The 15,182-nt window shown below is 31.2% G+C and carries 14 protein-coding genes; 13 read left to right on the top strand and 1 reads right to left on the bottom strand.

Features of this window, described 5'->3' with window-relative positions; all coding sequences use genetic code 11:
- Positions 1–505: 505 nt before the first annotated feature.
- The 7 genes from CLOBL_RS04920 (at position 506) to CLOBL_RS04950 (ending at position 8,099) form a co-directional block, all read left to right on the top strand.
- Complete coding sequence (locus tag CLOBL_RS04920; RefSeq protein WP_077858000.1) at positions 506–1,858, top strand: hypothetical protein; 1,353 nt, start codon at positions 506–508, stop codon at positions 1,856–1,858.
- 72 nt (positions 1,859–1,930) lie between these two features.
- The gene (locus CLOBL_RS04925) at positions 1,931–3,334 is read left to right on the top strand and encodes an N-acetylmuramoyl-L-alanine amidase family protein (RefSeq protein ID WP_077858001.1); all 1,404 of its coding nucleotides are present in this window, start codon (positions 1,931–1,933) and stop codon (positions 3,332–3,334) included.
- Positions 3,335–3,695: 361 nt separating this feature from the next.
- Positions 3,696–4,712, top strand: coding sequence for an ABC transporter substrate-binding protein (locus CLOBL_RS04930; RefSeq protein WP_077858002.1), 1,017 nt, complete (start codon positions 3,696–3,698; stop codon positions 4,710–4,712).
- Entirely contained in the window at positions 4,712–5,614 is a 903-nt protein-coding gene (locus CLOBL_RS04935) for an ABC transporter permease (protein ID WP_077858003.1), read from the top strand. Before CLOBL_RS04930 ends, CLOBL_RS04935 begins: the two co-directional genes overlap by 1 nt.
- Positions 5,580–6,374 (top strand): ATP-binding cassette domain-containing protein, encoded by a 795-nt coding sequence (locus CLOBL_RS04940; RefSeq protein WP_077858004.1) that lies wholly within the window; start codon positions 5,580–5,582, stop codon positions 6,372–6,374. Before CLOBL_RS04935 ends, CLOBL_RS04940 begins: the two co-directional genes overlap by 35 nt.
- A 466-nt stretch (positions 6,375–6,840) precedes the next feature.
- Positions 6,841–7,413, top strand: coding sequence for a VanZ family protein (locus tag CLOBL_RS04945; protein ID WP_077858005.1), 573 nt, complete (start codon positions 6,841–6,843; stop codon positions 7,411–7,413).
- 110 nt (positions 7,414–7,523) lie between these two features.
- Positions 7,524–8,099 (top strand): Uma2 family endonuclease, encoded by a 576-nt coding sequence (locus CLOBL_RS04950; RefSeq protein ID WP_077858006.1) that lies wholly within the window; start codon positions 7,524–7,526, stop codon positions 8,097–8,099.
- Between the two features lie 274 nt (positions 8,100–8,373).
- Here the strand turns inward: CLOBL_RS04950 and CLOBL_RS04955 are convergent, their stop codons facing one another.
- Positions 8,374–9,441: an N-acetylmuramoyl-L-alanine amidase family protein gene (locus CLOBL_RS04955; RefSeq protein ID WP_077858007.1), complete on the bottom strand. Its 1,068-nt coding sequence runs from the start codon at positions 9,439–9,441 to the stop codon at positions 8,374–8,376.
- Between the two features lie 309 nt (positions 9,442–9,750).
- Here CLOBL_RS04955 and CLOBL_RS04960 point away from each other — a divergent pair, with 309 nt between their 5' ends.
- The 6 genes from CLOBL_RS04960 (at position 9,751) to nifU (ending at position 15,182) form a co-directional block, all read left to right on the top strand.
- On the top strand, positions 9,751–10,386 hold the full coding sequence (locus tag CLOBL_RS04960) for a hypothetical protein (RefSeq protein WP_077858008.1): 636 nt from the start codon (positions 9,751–9,753) through the stop codon (positions 10,384–10,386).
- Positions 10,387–10,434: 48 nt separating this feature from the next.
- Positions 10,435–11,511 (top strand): N-acetylmuramoyl-L-alanine amidase family protein, encoded by a 1,077-nt coding sequence (locus CLOBL_RS04965; protein WP_077858009.1) that lies wholly within the window; start codon positions 10,435–10,437, stop codon positions 11,509–11,511.
- A gap of 270 nt (positions 11,512–11,781) precedes the next feature.
- Positions 11,782–13,047, top strand: coding sequence for a replication-associated recombination protein A (locus tag CLOBL_RS04970; RefSeq protein WP_077858010.1), 1,266 nt, complete (start codon positions 11,782–11,784; stop codon positions 13,045–13,047).
- Positions 13,048–13,100: 53 nt separating this feature from the next.
- On the top strand, positions 13,101–13,562 hold the full coding sequence (locus tag CLOBL_RS04975; protein ID WP_077858011.1) for an Rrf2 family transcriptional regulator: 462 nt from the start codon (positions 13,101–13,103) through the stop codon (positions 13,560–13,562).
- Positions 13,562–14,743 (top strand): cysteine desulfurase NifS, encoded by a 1,182-nt coding sequence (gene nifS, locus CLOBL_RS04980; RefSeq protein ID WP_077858012.1) that lies wholly within the window; start codon positions 13,562–13,564, stop codon positions 14,741–14,743. The genes CLOBL_RS04975 and nifS overlap by 1 nt, the downstream gene beginning before the upstream one ends.
- Position 14,744: 1 nt before the next feature.
- Positions 14,745–15,182 carry a Fe-S cluster assembly scaffold protein NifU gene (gene nifU, locus CLOBL_RS04985; protein ID WP_009169040.1) on the top strand — a complete coding sequence of 146 codons (438 nt, stop codon included), beginning with the start codon at positions 14,745–14,747 and terminating at the stop codon, positions 15,180–15,182.

Raw genomic sequence — 15,182 nt, forward strand, 5'->3', positions numbered from 1 at the left:
CCTATGTTATGTATTATTTAGTTGTTTCCAACTTAAGGACTAATATTATAAAATTTAAAATCATATATATAATTTACCATTATATTTGACAAAATTCAAAGAAATTATTGAATATTATCGGATTTATTAATAAATATAAGGTAATTTGTTTTAGTTTAAAATGTGGTATTAATTCAAAATATGGTGGAAAATGTATTGTAATTAGGGGAAAAATGCTATATTATATGTATATGTATGTACTATATAGATGTAATTTCCTGTATAGGAAAATACATCTATTATGATATCTTTAATTATATGATATTTTGAATATTTAAGGGGGTCAGAATAATAATGAAAAGATTATTATCAATAGGGGAGCATTTGCATTAGTTTTAACTTGATCAGTGTCTACTGATGAAGTAAGGGATTTAACTTTAGATAAGGCTGATGCTAAAAAAGCTATTTAGTGCAAATTAGGAATTACATAGATTCCTAGAACATCAAGGAGGATTAATATATTAGCATGAATACAACTAAAAAAAGCATATGTATTATTGAAGTGTTGCTAATGCTTAGTATAATGTTTGCAGTATTGTGCATATTTTTTCAAGCAGTTATATTAAATAGAAATACATATACAAAGATACTTGAAAAAAGTAATGCGTATGAACAAGTTAAAGAATCAATATACAGTAAAATAGATTCAGCATTAAGTGCTAAGAATATTAATTATGACATTAAAGAATCAATAATAACAGAAGATGATATAAAAAGAGAATCAGATGCAGCAATTCCAGAAATTATAGATTATCTGAAAACTGGGAAAAACAATATACAGCCAGTAGATACAGAGGTATATAAGCAAAGAGTTGCAGACGTTATACATTCTACAATGAATAGTGTAATAAAACCAACTGGAGATTTGTCTTATAACAGTCATATAGATATTCAAAATACATCAAATGCTATAGATAAATACAAAGCAGATGAAATGATGGTTGTTAAAACTAAAGCTCAAGTTGGACAAGATCCATTAAAAGTAGAAAGGTTAATGTCAAAGGATGAAGCTGAAGCTAAGGTAAGAGAACTGTTAAAGCAAAAAGGCCTTACTGAAGAACAGGCAATTCAAAAAGCAAAAGAAAAGGGAATAACTGAAGAGCAGGCTTTAAAAATATTAGCGGGATATGGCATAACAATTGATGGAGACACCGCAAAAGACGAAAACAATAGTAATAAAGGAAGCTCTGGAGAAAATCAAAGTAAAGCAAATGGAAATAGTGACTCATCAGATAGTAAGAGCAGTTCAGCAGATCAAAATAATGAAGAAAGTGTCCAGTCAGGTTCTCAGAATGGTACGAATAGTGCAAATAGTACTGCTAAAACTGTTGGAAGCCAATTAGACATTATAGAAAATAAGTTAATTGATGAAGCTGATAATGATATTGAAAAAGAAGTTGAAAAACTAGACTTAAGCAAAGCGTTCAATGATAGCAGAATTGAAAAAATTGCGAAGGTTACCTCAATAGTTTATAAAATGTTTTGGGTGTTTATGATTTTACCTATAATCTTTATTATTATTTTAATTAAAATGAATAAGGAAAAAATTATATACTCATTAAAGCAGATTAGCAGGTCTTTTTTTATAGCAGGACTGATATTATTTTCAATATTTGCAGGTTCTTATATCTTTAAACTTTATGAAAAGATTAATATTGGGCCAATTTATTTCAAAGAAATTATTTCTTATGCAATAAAATATTTATTAGAACTTCTAGCAGCATATGGTCTTATAACATTTATTGTAGGAATGCTTGTGTTTATTTTTACTAGAATGAAAATAAGAAAAATAGGGCCTAAGTTATTGCAGGTAAAATAGTTTCATTAAAATAAGCTATCAAGATTAACATAATAACTAAAAGCAAAAATTATTAAGGAGGGCAATATAATAATGTTAAGTTTAAAATTAAGAAAAGTAGTTGCAGCAGCAACAGTTGCAGCTTCAGTATTAGCATTATCTCCAATAGGCGCATCAGCTGAATGGAGACAAGATTCTAATGGATGGTGGAATACAGAAGGAAATTCTTATTCTGTTGGCTGGAGTAGTATCGGTAATACTTGGTATTACTTTGATGCAGATGGATATATGAAGACAGGCTGGGTAAATGATGGAGGTACATGGTACTACTTAGAATCATCAGGAGCAATGAAAACAGGCTGGGTTAAAGATGGAAGTACATGGTATTATCTACAATCATCAGGAGCTATGCAAACTGGCTGGGTTAAAGATGGAAGCACATGGTATTATTTACAATCATCAGGAGCTATGAAGACAGGCTGGATAAATGATAATGGAGTATGGTATTTTGCAGCATCATCAGGAGCAATGCAAACTGGTGTAGTTCAAGTTGATGGAAAGATATACTATTTAGCAGCAAGTGGAGCAATGCAAACAGGAAGTGTTACTATTAATGGTGTAACTTATACTTTTGCAGCTAGTGGAGAAGCAATTGGAAATGTATTACCAACTCCAACATTGTCATTCACATCTGCTGGAGTTTCAGCACCAGTAGATACTACAACTGGTACAGGAACAAGTACAGGAACAGATACATCAAGCAGTGGAAGTGGATCAAATGGCGGTGGCGGCGGTGGCGGCGGCCATCATTCAGGCGGCGGTTCAACAAATGATGTTGACATAACACCTATAGTTTCAGGACTCTATGCTGATAAAATAAATAGTATTTTTGAAAATCATCCTACATTAAAGAATGATATTAGTGTAGATCTTACAGCTAATCCTATACAGGTAACACTTAAAAATTCAAACTTGGATTCTCTACAAACTGTATTTGAGACTTCTAAAAATGAAGATTTAAGTGTAATAGAAGCGAGATTAACTAAAGCGGAAGAAGTGATGGTTGCAAATTCTGCAATGTTAAGTATAGATGGATTATCACTTACAGACTATCTTGCAAAAGCAGACGCTAATTATGTAGCTAATGGTGGAAATTCTGATTATTTCGTTGATGGAAGTTTTAATACACCTGCAATAGCAGAAAAAATAAAGAATAGTACATTAACATATGATCAATTTAAACAAAACTTACAGGATAGAATTGGCGAAGTGGTTGATAAAACTAATAATCCTCCAACAGTTACCATTTCAGCTGGAAGTATAAAAGAAACTGTAACCAAAATGGAAGTGGATGGAAAAACATTATATGACGCAAGTTTGCCAATAGAGACAAATATAAAAGGTTTAGTTAGCTTAGGCGATACAACTACAGGAACTTATAAAATACACTTTGGATCTAGCTATGTTACAGTGAATGTTTCAAGATCTTTAGGTTAGCAAATTAATTGTAAACTTTAAATTTGACCTTTAAAGATTCAAAAATAATAATATAATTAATCTTATCATTTAAGGAAAGCAGCAAGAATATTTATAATCTTGCTGCTTTTTTGGTGTGCCCAGCTTGGGCGTAATCTAACAGAACTAGACAAATGGATTAGAAGAAGATTAAGGCTTGTGTGGCCTGTCTTTACAAGAATATTAAATTATGGTATCATAACTTAAAAGATTTATAAAATATTATCAATTTATTTAATGGATTAGCATAAATATAGTTATATAATTGCGACATTAATTGTAGGATTAAACAAAGTAGTATAGTAGGAAATTGATAATATCCAAATAGTAGGAGGATAGAAATATGGTAGGAAAAAAGAAAGCAGCGATGCTATTATGCACAGTTTTGGTTGGAGGAATTCTTGCAGGATGTGGGAAAGGTGCGACAGATTCAAATAACCAATGGGGAACTTCATCAGCAGTAAAAAATATTGGAGTAATTCAATTGGTTCAACATGATGCTTTAGATGCATCTAATAAGGGGTTTGTTGACGGACTAAAAGAAAAAGGATATGAAGAAGGAAAAAATATTAAGATTGAACAGCAAAATGCTCAGGGTGAACAAGCTAACGCACAAACAATTGCTAAGCAATTTGTAGATTCAAAGAAAGATTTGATTTTTGCAATTGCTACACCAGCAGTTCAAGCGGCATATAATTCTACTAAAGATATTCCGATAGTATTTACAGCAGTAACAGATCCTGTAAAGGCTGAAGTAGCAAAAGATTGGAAAAGTTCAGGGACAAATGTTACTGGAACATCGGATAAGGTTCCGGTTGACAAGCAAATAGAACTTCTTAAAAAATTACTTCCAAATGCAAAGACAATAGGTGTAATTTATAATACTTCAGAAACAAATTCAGTAGTTCAAGTTGATGAACTTAAAGAAGCAGCTGAAAAAGAAGGACTAGCAGTGAAAGAAGTTGGAGTTACTAATGTAAATGAAATAAATCAAAATTTAACAAGTGCATTAGATCAAATAGATGCATTATATACTCCAACAGATAATACAGTTGCATCTGGTTATGCATTAGTTGGCAAACTTTGTTTAGATAAAAACGTTCCTATAATAGGTGCAGAAGAGGCGGTTGTAGAAAAAGGCGGTCTTGCATCAATAGGTATAGATTATTATAAATTAGGTAAAGAGGCAGGATACAAAGCGGCAGAAGTTTTAGATGGAAAGAAACCATCAGATGTTGAAATAAGTACATTAAGTGATATGTCGTATACTATAAATACTGATGTTGCTAAAAAGTTAAATGTAACAATTCCATCAGATATAGAAGAAAGTTGTAAGAAGGTAACTGGAGGCGTTGAATAGTGGGAGTTTTAATAAATATTTTAGAACAAGGACTACTATTTTCACTAGTTTCCATTGGAGTATATATAACTTACAAAATTTTAGATTTTCCTGATCTATCTGTAGATTCAACATTCCCACTTGGTGCTGCAATTTCTGCAGCATTGCTGGTAAAAGGAGTTAATCCTTGGATCACAATAATAGTGGCAACTATAGGTGGGGCAATAGCTGGAGGAGTAACAGCATTTTTACACGTAAAGCTTAAGATAACAAACTTAATGGCTGGAATATTAGTTATGATAGGTTTGTATTCAATAAACTTAAGAATAATGGGAAAAGCTAATATTCCATTGTTTAATACACCGAATTTATTTAAATTATCTATTCCGGCCCTAGTATTGATTTTAGTAATAGTTATTATTGTAAAAATATTATTAGATTTATATTTGAAAACAAAATCTGGATTTTTACTTAGAGCTGTAGGAGATAATGAACAGGTAGTTTCATCTCTTGGGGTAAATAAAGATTTAGTTAAGGTTTTAGGACTTATGATAAGTAATGCATTAGTTGCACTTGCTGGAGCGCTAACAGCACAATACCAAGGTTTTAGTGATGTTGGAATGGGAACAGGTACAGTAGTAATGGGACTTGCAGCTGTAATAATTGGTACATCATTATTTGAAAGAATATCATTTGTTAAAGTGACTACATTATCAATATTTGGTGCAGTCATATATAAAGCAGCAATAGCAATTGTCTTAAAATTAGGTTTAAATGCTAATGATTTAAAATTAATGACTGCAATAATTGTAGTTATAGCATTATGTTCTAACAGTGGGGTTCTTAAATTTAAAAAGAAAAAAACTATTGTGGAAGGTGGTGCAAAAAATGCTAAAGGTGAGACAACTATCCAAGGTATTTAATCCAAATACAATAAATGAAAACAGGGTGTTTGATAAATTGTCCTTAGAAGTTAAACAAGGTGATTTTATAAGTGTAATTGGTTCTAATGGAGCTGGTAAGTCAACATTATTGAATATGATATCGGGAACATTAGAAGCCGATGCAGGGTCAATATTATTGGATGGAGATGAAGTTATTGATAAGCCGGAGTATATGAGGTCAAAGTCTATAGGACGAGTATTTCAAGATCCATCTAAAGGTGTTGCGCCTAATATGACCATATTAGAAAATATATCCCTTGCAGATAATAAGGGAAAAACATTTGGACTTGGATTTGGTATAAATAAGAAGAGAATAGACTATTATAAAGAGATGGTAAGAGAGCTTAATTTAGGCTTGGAAGATAAACTTTATAATAAAGTATTGCTTTTATCTGGAGGACAGAGACAAGCCTTGACGCTGCTTATGTCAGTAATGTCTAAACCGAAATTATTGCTCTTAGATGAGCATACCGCTGCCTTAGATCCAAAAACATCAGAGATAATAATGGACATTACTAGAAAGATTGTTAAGGAAAGCGGAATAACAACCCTTATGGTTACACATAATCTAAAACATGCTCTTGAAAATGGTAACAGACTTTTCATGATGCATAGGGGTAAAATACTAGTAGATGTTAAAGATGAAGAAAAAGAAAAGTTAGATAATAATAAACTTCTTGGGCTTTTTGAAAAAGCTAATGGAGCAGAAGCATTAAGTGATAGAACTTTATTTGGATAAAAGTGAAAAGTAGGCAAAGGTAAGTGGTAAGAGTGTTGAATTCTTACTGCTTATTTTTTTATAAAATTTTATTAAAGTAATTTATAGGGTTATATTTTTAAAAAATGTATTAGTAAGTTCGGTCATGATGCGCTCACAAAGGGGTCAGATCTTTGTAAAAAATTATCAATTGTAATGATTACACTAAAGGATTATTTAATGTAGCTTTTTGCTTAAGAAAAGTAGAATTGAGATAAAATATAAGTGAAAAAGAGGTTATTTTAATAAAATCACAAAATTGTTAAGTATAATTTTAAATAATATGGAAATTAAATATAACAGATAAGATGAATTAATTCAAAAATCTTATCTGTTTTTTTATTTTGAAGTGTTTATGATTGTTTAATATATGAAATATAGGTAAATAATTAAATATTCACGTTTATCTTTATAAAGATTTAAATTAATAAAGAAAAGAGGTACTTAAGTGAGGAAAGTTATTATACTTTTATGTTTATTTTGGATGGGATTTATATTTTTCATGTCAAGCAGCAATGGGCAGGTTTCTCATAGCGAAAGTATTAAAGTAGTTAACATAATTGAGGAAGCTAAATCAAAATTACAAAATGAACTGCCAGATAATACAATAAGTCAGTCGAAACTAGATAAGTCCACTAATAGTGATGAAAAAGTAAATCAAAATGCAGAAGTAAACTATGAGACACAAGCAAATAAAAATACATCTAATTTACAGTCAGCAAGATTAAGTCAATTAGATCACATAATCAGAAAAAATGCCCATGGATTTTTATATATGACATTAGCTATTTTTGTAAGCGGCATACTGTTCGTATATAACAAAAAAGGAAAGGATGCAGTAATTTACATATTATTTATTTGCTTGCTTTATGCAGTAACTGATGAATTCCATCAGTCTTTCATACCAGGAAGAACAGCTATGGTTAGTGATGTATTAGTAGATTTTTCTGGCTCAATAATAGGCTTAGCAGTTTTTTATTTCATTTATTATAAGATATATACTTCTAAAAAAAGATGTTAAGCACTATTATAAATATTAACTGTGTAGAATCTTTAAGAAGATTAGATGTAGGTTATATTAAATTATTAGGTGATTTTATGATATAGTTATTGTATAGAGGAGATGATAGTATGGAACCTAATAAATTAGAAAACTCATTATTAAAAGAAGAATGGATTAATAATATAAAATATATGTCGCCAAGACCTAGATATAACCATATAGAGTTACAAGGAGAATTATATTTGCAATTAAAAAATTATTTCAAGAAGTCTTGTAATGTTTCAATTGAAGCTGCTTTATTTCTAACTAAAGAAGATCCAACTATTATTAAGTCTGATAAAAATAGTATTGATAATTTAATAAAATCGAAAAAAGCTGAAGTGGCTCCAGATGTTGCAGTGTATTGTGATAAAAATCAAATTTTTTATAGAGGTTATATAGGAATTCCACAATTAATTATAGAAGTTTTAAGTCCATCAAATCCGGATGATGATCTTATTTCTAAAAAGGACCTATATGAAGAATATGGTGTACCAGAATATTGGATTGTATCACCAATGAGTAAAAAAATATGGATTTATTCATTAGTAAATAATAAATATGAATTAAAGCATAGTTGTACATTAAACGAGAAATTTAATGCTATAAGGTTTAAAGATTTAGAGATAGATTTATCAGAAGTGGAACTAATAGAAGAAGATTAAATTATTTTGGAAACAGTTAAAGGCGTGCTAAGGGAAATGTTATTCTATAAAAAATGTTTAGAAAGATACGTAAATTAGTAAGTGAGGCACAAGTTCCGTACAAGCACCTAGAAAATTTAAAACTTTTCGCAGACAAGTATAAGAATCATATATGGAATAAATAGAACAGATTAGGTTAATAAAAAAATATAAAGTATGTTGTTACAGTTTGTCTCAATTATAAAAACTATAACAGCATACTTTAATTTTACTTAAAATTAAATAAGTAAAGTGATTATTGTTTTGCTAATTTATAAAGTGCGTAGTTGTCTACTAAGGCATATACGTTTCCGTCATCTGCAATAAGAACAGTTACTGGGATGTTATAATCTTTAGAATTATAAGTTGCAGTTATATTGCTGGAAACATATTTAACTTGATCACCATATATTCCTAATTCCTTAAAGGTATTTCCGTATTTGCTATAAAAAGCTGAAGAAGTTATAGTTCCTTCACTAATAGAAGGATTATTAACTTGTCCAAATCCATTTAAAGTTATTCTGGTGCTGCTTATTGTAAAATCTAGTCCTACAGCTAGTTTTACGAAATTATCTTTATTTTCATTAGAAACAGCATTCTTAAGTTTAGGTGTTACTATACTTGATACATCCCAAGTTCCATATAGGCTTTTAGAATATGAGCTTGAGCTAGAACTTCCGGATGAACCACCAGAGGATCCTCCTGACCCGCCAGAACTAGATCCGCCAGAGGTTCCTCCTGAAGCTGACGAACTAGAGCTAGTACTAGTAGTTGTTCCTGCATTAGCAGCTGCTGTCGCATTTACAGGAGATGAGCTGATTTTTTCTCCGGTAGCAGCAAAAGTATAATTTACTCCGTTAATAGTAACGTTTCCTGTCTTCATTGCTCCAGATTCGCTTAAGTAATAAGTTTTACCATTTACGCTAGCAAATCCAGTCTGCATAGTGCCTGATGGATTTAGATAATACCAGGAACCATTATAAAGCAGCCATCCAGTTTGCATAGCACCAGATGAATTAGTATAGTACCATGTGCCCCTATCGTTTATCCAGCCGTTTTTCATCTCTCCAGAAGTGGAAAGATAATACCATGTACCTTCGTTATTTAACCATCCAGTTTTCATATTTTCGTTAGAATCAAAGAAATACCATTGTCCGTCAATAGATTTCCATCCAGAAACTAAGCTATTTCCATTACTGTAGTTCCAATTACCGCTATCAGTTTGTATCCAAGCAGCTGAGGCTTTAGTTGGAATTATAACTACCGAAACTGAAAGTGTTGCAGCCATAATGATTAGTAATGTCTTTAATTTTAAATTTCTCATTTTAACACCTCTTATACATTTGATTTAAAGTCTGTATTTAAAAGACCATAAGATAGACTTTATATATAATTTACCATGCTAAATGGAAAAATTAAACATAATTTTAAAAAATAGCAAGATGAATATAAAATTCATCATAGACGTGTTTAACGAGATATATAAATTACAAAGTAAAGTTAATATATATTGTAATTAAAAGGAAAATGATATAATATAAATTATATGGTAAAAATTTACAATAGGCTGATGCAAATAGCTATAATTAACTTATAATTACGTAGTCACAATAATGAAAGGGGATAGAATAAAATGAAGGTCAAAAAAGTATTAGCAATAGGGACAGTTGGACTTGTGCTATCTTGTTCTACATCTATTGGAGCATCAGCAGTTACTATACCTAGTAATGCTGACTTAATAAAAATAGCCGTGAATCAATATGAAAATGGTACCAATCCAACAGGTGTATTTTCTGGAGTTGACAAAGATGCTAAGATTGGAGACATCTTAAGTGAAGATGTCCTAAATGAAATTGACTCCCAGCTTTCAAGCAATGCATCTATAGATAAGCTCATAACTAAAATTCAGAATAATAAAAACAATACAGTAGCAAGTGTTTTAGGTAAAGCAACAAAAGATGAGGATACGTTTAATAAATTTAAGAATAAATTTGTAGAGATTGCACAAAAAGTGCAGGCAATGGATTCTAAAGTTGGAACAGATAGAATAAATGCAGAGCAAAAGGTCATTGATATTACAAAGGCGTATGATAAAAGTTTTGATGTTACATTTGGGAAGGATAGTCAAGGGAAGACAACTGCATCTATAACAAAGAGTGGAAACGTGATAATTCAACTTAACTCTGATAATTTACAAACAATTATAGATAGAGTTAATGGTATATCGTGGGAAGAAGTTTCGTACGCAAAGGCTTTACTTAAATATTAGAAAAAAGAGTTTCTTTTGGAAGAATACAAGGAGGGTATAATAATAATAATGAAAAGCTTAAAAATAAGAAAAATATTAGCGGCAATAGCAGCAGCATTAACAATAGCAGCTCTATCGCCAATAAGTGCTTCGGCAGAATGGAAACATGATAATAGTGGATGGTGGAATACAGAAGGAAGCTCATATTCTGTTGGATGGGAGAGTATAGATGGTGTATGGTATTACTTTGGTTCGGACGGATATATGAAAACAGGCTGGGTAAATGATGGAGGTATATGGTATTATATGCAGCCATCAGGTGACATGAAGACAGGATGGCTAAATGATAAGGGTACATGGTACTATATGCAGTCATCAGGTGAAATGAGGACAGGCTGGGTAAATGATGGAGGAGTATGGTATTATATGCAGCCATCAGGTGCTATGAAAACAGGATGGATAAATGATAATGGAGTAATGTATTTTGCTTCAGTTTCTGGAGCAATGCAGACTGGTGTAATCAAGATTGATAATAAAATATATTACTTTGCCCCAAACGGAGCAATGCAAAAAGGTCAAGTAACAATTAATGGTGTAGTTTATACTTTTGCAGCAACAGGAGAAGCTATAGGTGACAAGATGCCAGCTCCAGTTTTAGCATTCACATCTGCCGGGGTACCAGTTTCAATAACCAATCCAAGTAATCCGGCAGATACAGGTGAGGAAACAGATAACAATAGTTCTGAACATCATAATGATAAGGGGGGGAGCTCAGGATATAGTCAGTTAAGTCAACAAGTTTTTGAAAATCAATATAAAGCCTCTACAGAAATTACTAAAGAAGCTGAAATAGACAAAAATGCAGATGGAACAACTACTATAAAGCCTGCAGCTAGCTTTACACCAGGGACATATAATGAATATATATATGCAACTGGTAAAACCTATACTGTTACAAAAGATGTTTATATAACTTTAAATGGAAAGGATGCATATATAACTGGAGATTATACAAATGGATATAAACTTGATAAGGGTGCAAGTGGAACAGTTGAAATATCTGCTAATATCTCGATGATGGATAGTGGTAGTGGTAAATTATATTATGTTTCATCTTCAAAGCCAGAGGAAATTATGATTAAGTAAAATAAAAAAAAGTTATACTTTTCAATCAATATGTGCTATAATATGAATATTAAACTAGTTTGAGTGTTTTAAAGATAATGCGGATGGTCGAAATTAAAGATTATCCGCATTTTTGTCTTAATTAATTGGAAAATTTATTAAAGTTACTGGAATAGTATGTTTTCTATGCTATAATATTTTTTGTTGGATGTTCAGGAATAAATTATAGATAGAATAGGTATATAAAATGTATTAATACTTTTATATATAATGGCACAAAGAGGTGAAACAATGAGACCATTGGCAGATTTGATGAGGCCTGATAAATTAGAGCATTTTGTAGGACAGAAGCATATTTTAAGTGAAGGAAAGCCATTATATAATTTGATAGGAAGTAGGAACATATGTAATTGTATATTCTATGGACCTCCTGGAACAGGAAAGACTACCTTGGCTAACATAATGGCCAATTATGTAGATAAGAAATTCTATAAGTTAAACGCGACAACTGCATCTGTAAAAGATATTCAGGATATAACTGATAATATGAATAACTTATTAAATTATAATGGAGTAGTCTTATATATAGATGAAATTCAGCATTTTAATAAGAAACAGCAGCAGGCTTTATTAGAATTTATAGAAGATGGAAGAATAACTTTGATTGCAAGTACTACTGAAAATCCTTATTTCGTAATACATAAAGCAATTATAAGTAGATGTAATATATTTTCTTTTAAACCGTTAGAAACTTCTGATATTATAATTGGCTTAGAAAATTCCATAAATAAGTTAACTGCTGAGGGCGTAAAAATAGAATATTCCAATGAAGCACTAAATTATATTGCGGAAATATCTCAAGGTGATTACAGAAAGGCTTATAATATATTGGAACTTGCTATAAATTCACAAGTGAAAAATATTAGAACCATTTCTGCTGAGTATATTGAGAGTTTGGGCCAGTCTAACATGAGAGCAGATTCTAGTGGTGATGAATTTTATAATTTATTAAGTGCACTTCAAAAGAGCATTAGAGGAAGTGATCCAGATGCTGCTATTCATTATTTGGCAAGGCTTATTAAGGGTGGAAACTTAACTGCTATTGTGCGAAGGCTTTCTGTTATTGCAGCTGAAGACATAGGACTCGCTTTTCCAAATGCATTATCTGTTGTTAATTCAGGCATAGAGCTTGCTTTAAAAGTTGGATTTCCAGAAGCAAGAATTATTTTATCAGAAATAGTTATATACCTAGCAACTTTGCCAAAGTCAAATAGTGCATGTCTAGCTATAGATGCAGCAATGAATGATTTGGAAAGCATTAATTTTGGAGATGTTCCTATGCATTTAAAAGATGCCCATTATATGGGGGCAGCTAAACTTGGAGTTGCTGGATATAAATATCCTCATGACTATGAAAATCATTATGTAAAACAAAATTATATGCCAAAAGAACTAGAAGGAAAAATATATTATTGTAAACAAAATAATAAGTATGAAGAAAGCATAAGGAAGTATTGGGAGAAAATAAAAAATTATGGTTTGACAAAAGCCGAGTAATTTGGTAAGATATAAGCGAAATTATTATATTAATGAAACAAAGAGGTGAAAGAATGAAGCTTTCAACTAAAGGAAGATATGGAGTTAGGGCAATGGTAGATTTAGCATCTAGCTATGGAGGCGCTCCGGTTTCTATAAAGACTATATCAAAAAGAGAAAATCTTTCTGAATACTATTTAGAACAATTATTTAGTCCACTTAGACGTGCAAATGTTATAAGAAGTATAAGAGGAGCACAAGGCGGATATGTTTTATGCAAGCCACCAAGTGAAATAACGGTAGGGGATATAATGACTATTTTAGAAGGACCTATCGAAATAGCTGATTGTATAGATGGAGTAGAATGTGACAGTGCAGATTGTTGTGCTACAAAGGCAGTATGGGAAAAAATTAAAAATAGCATAGACAGTGTTGTGAATTCAATTACATTACAAGATATACTTGATGATTATGAAGTCATTAAAAATAAAAAAAGTAGTATTAAGATAGCAGAAGCAGATAGGAGTGAAGAATAATGAAAAATGTATATATGGACTATTCAGCAACGACTTATGTAAAACCAGAAGTATTAGAAGAAATGCTTCCTTATTTTACTGAAAAGTTCGGAAATCCATCTTCATTTTATGGAATATCAAGAGAAACAAAAAGATCTATAGATAAAGCTAGAGAACAAGTTGCAGAAGCATTAAACTGCTTACCTGATGAAGTATATTTTACAGGAGGTGGATCAGAGGCTGATAACTGGGCAATAAAAGGAATTGCATCAGCACATAAAAACAAAGGAAATCACATTATAACAACTAAGATAGAACATCATGCAGTTCTTCATACTTGTGCATATTTAGAGAAGAATGGTTTTGAAGTTACATATTTAGATGTTAATGAAGAAGGTTTTATTAATTTAGAAGATTTAAAAAATGCAATAACAGACAAAACTATTTTAGTAAGTATAATGTTTGCAAATAATGAAATAGGAACAATTCAACCGATAAAGGAAATTGGAGAAATTTGTAAAGAAAAAAATATTTTCTTCCACACAGATGCAGTTCAAGCGGTTGGAAATGTGCCAGTAGATGTTAAAGATATGAACATTGATATGTTATCACTTGCAGGTCATAAGATCTATGGACCAAAAGGTATCGGTGTTTTATATATAAAGAAAGGAATTAAGATTGATAACTTAATTCATGGTGGAGCTCAAGAAAGAAATAGAAGAGCTGGAACTGAAAATATAGCGGCTATTGTAGGTCTTGGAAAGGCTATGGAACTTGCACATAATGGTTTGGAAGAACATATGAAGAAGCTAACAGCCCTAAGAGACAAGTTAATAGATGGACTTTTAAAAATTCCATATACAAGATTAAATGGACCAAAAGGAGATAAGAGATTACCTGGAAATGTTAATGTTTGTTTTAGATTTATAGAAGGTGAATCTATCCTATTATCATTAGATTTTAAGGGAGTTTGTGCATCAAGCGGTAGTGCCTGTACATCAGGATCTTTAGACCCTTCACATGTATTGCTTGCAATAGGTCTTCCTCATGAAATCGCTCATGGTTCATTAAGACTGACAATGGGCGAAGGATCAACTGAAGAAGATGTAGATTATGTTTTAGAAGTTGTACCACCAATAATAGAAAGATTAAGAAATATGTCACCGTTATGGGATGACTTTTTAAAGAAGGGAGATAAATAATATGATATACAGTGAAAAAGTTATGGAACATTTCCAAAATCCAAGAAATGTAGGAGAAATAGAGGATGCAAATGGTGTAGGTGAAGTTGGAAACGCTAAATGCGGGGATATAATGAAAATTTATTTAAAGGTTGAAGATAACATAATACAAGATGTTAAATTTAAGACTTTTGGATGTGGATCTGCAATTGCTTCATCATCAATGGCAACTGAATTAATTAAAGGAAAAACTTTAGATGAAGCATGGGAATTAACTAATAAAGCTGTTGCAGAAGCTTTAGATGGACTTCCACCAGTAAAGATGCACTGTTCAGTGCTTGCAGAAGAAGCAATTCATAAAGCAATCAATGATTATAGAGCGAAAAACGGATTAGAAGTAATACCAATGGAAGAGCATAGTGATGAAGATTTACATGCTGCTGTACATGGAGAAGAATAA

The sequence above is a fragment of the Clostridium sp. BL-8 genome, assembly GCF_002006495.1.
Classification (GTDB): domain Bacteria; phylum Bacillota; class Clostridia; order Clostridiales; family Clostridiaceae; genus Clostridium.

Coding starts and splice junctions, on each gene's coding strand:
- CLOBL_RS04920 (WP_077858000.1), top strand. CDS start 506: ATGAATACAACTAAAAAAAGCATATGTATTATTGAAGTGTTGCTAATG.
- CLOBL_RS04925 (WP_077858001.1), top strand. CDS start 1,931: ATGTTAAGTTTAAAATTAAGAAAAGTAGTTGCAGCAGCAACAGTTGCA.
- CLOBL_RS04930 (WP_077858002.1), top strand. CDS start 3,696: ATGGTAGGAAAAAAGAAAGCAGCGATGCTATTATGCACAGTTTTGGTT.
- CLOBL_RS04940 (WP_077858004.1), top strand. CDS start 5,580: ATGCTAAAGGTGAGACAACTATCCAAGGTATTTAATCCAAATACAATA.
- CLOBL_RS04950 (WP_077858006.1), top strand. CDS start 7,524: ATGGAACCTAATAAATTAGAAAACTCATTATTAAAAGAAGAATGGATT.
- CLOBL_RS04955 (WP_077858007.1), bottom strand. CDS start 9,441: ATGAGAAATTTAAAATTAAAGACATTACTAATCATTATGGCTGCAACA.
- CLOBL_RS04960 (WP_077858008.1), top strand. CDS start 9,751: ATGAAGGTCAAAAAAGTATTAGCAATAGGGACAGTTGGACTTGTGCTA.
- CLOBL_RS04965 (WP_077858009.1), top strand. CDS start 10,435: ATGAAAAGCTTAAAAATAAGAAAAATATTAGCGGCAATAGCAGCAGCA.
- CLOBL_RS04970 (WP_077858010.1), top strand. CDS start 11,782: ATGAGACCATTGGCAGATTTGATGAGGCCTGATAAATTAGAGCATTTT.
- CLOBL_RS04975 (WP_077858011.1), top strand. CDS start 13,101: ATGAAGCTTTCAACTAAAGGAAGATATGGAGTTAGGGCAATGGTAGAT.
- nifS (WP_077858012.1), top strand. CDS start 13,562: ATGAAAAATGTATATATGGACTATTCAGCAACGACTTATGTAAAACCA.
- nifU (WP_009169040.1), top strand. CDS start 14,745: ATGATATACAGTGAAAAAGTTATGGAACATTTCCAAAATCCAAGAAAT.